General features: G+C 48.3%; 2 pseudogenes. Both read left to right on the plus strand.

Features of this window, described 5'->3' with window-relative positions:
- A pseudogene (vmeB, locus tag R7P35_RS24645) lies at positions 1 to 1,015 on the plus strand (multidrug efflux RND transporter permease subunit VmeB); the annotation flags it as partial.
- Between the two features lie 201 nt (positions 1,016 to 1,216).
- Positions 1,217 to 1,328: pseudogene (locus R7P35_RS24650) on the plus strand (MarR family transcriptional regulator); the annotation flags it as partial.

A 1,328-nucleotide genomic window follows, 5' to 3' on the forward strand; every position in this document is an offset into this window, starting at 1 on the left:
TGGCCAATCTGATGCGCCAATGTACCAAGTGCATGTAGATCACGTTAAATTGCGCGCGCTGGATGTCAGCATCAACGACGTGAACCAAATCCTATCCGCCGCTTGGGGGGGGGCGTACATCAACGACTACATTGACCGTGGTCGCGTTAAAAAAGTGATGGTGCAAAGTGATGCAGAGTTCCGTATGCAGCCAGAAGATTTTAACTCGTGGTATGTACGTAATGCGCAAGGTGAAATGGTGCCGTTTTCGGCGTTTGCAAGTGGTGAATGGACGTATGGTTCACCGCAGCTTCAACGCTTTAATGGCCTAGCCGCGATGAACATTCAAGGTGGCGCTGCTCCAGGTGTCAGTACGGGTGAAGCAATGGCTGAGATTGAAGCGATGGTTGAGCAGTTACCAGAAGGCTTTACGGTGAACTGGAACGGCATCTCTTATGAAGAGCGTTTGTCTGGCAACCAAGCTCCAATGTTGTATGCGTTGTCCATTTTGGTCGTGTTCCTAGTACTTGCTGCGTTGTATGAAAGCTGGTCTGTACCGCTTGCGGTCGTGTTGGTTGTACCTTTGGGCGTATTAGGCGCTGTGCTCGCAGTACTGGGTCGTGGAATGGACAACGACGTGTTCTTCCAAGTGAGTTTGTTAACCACAGTGGGTTTGGCAACGAAAAACGCGATTTTGATCGTTGAGTTCGCGAAAGAATATTACGAGAAAGGTGCAGGTCTGATTGAAGCTACACTGCACGCGGTGCGTGTGCGTCTTCGTCCAATCATCATGACGTCCTTGGCGTTTGGCTTGGGTGTGGTTCCGTTGGCAATCAGTGCTGGCGTGGGCTCTGCTGGTCAAAACGCGGTAGGTACTGGTGTGCTTGGCGGCATGATCAGTGCGACTTTGCTTGGCATCTTCTTTGTTCCGGTGTTCTTTGTTGTGGTAGAGCGTTTGTTTGATCGCCGTGCTCAAAAAGAAGCGCAGAAAGAACGATCTCAAGAACTCGCTCCAGCAACGGAAAAGTCGGAGTAAGACTTCGTAAGCTTAACTGAGTTATACTAATAACAATAAACATAATAAAAGGGCGCGTAAGCGCTCTTTGTTTATGCTTTCAACTCGATGGTTTAATTCGTCACCGATTTTGAATGAAGCCTAGGAAGAGCAATTACGTTTCGAATTCCTCACAAAAAGGTCAGAAAGCATAACATGAAGCCATAAGTTAAATAGGCGGCTATGAAAGAGCAAAAAATTTCACCTATCTCCGTTTTGGATCAAAGCCCAATGTTTGTCTCTGGGGTGATGCAACGGATGTATCGCAACCGAGCGCAGGCAGAGTTATGTCGTC

Source organism: Vibrio sp. Vb0304 (assembly GCF_033338995.1).
Classification (GTDB): domain Bacteria; phylum Pseudomonadota; class Gammaproteobacteria; order Enterobacterales; family Vibrionaceae; genus Vibrio; species Vibrio alginolyticus.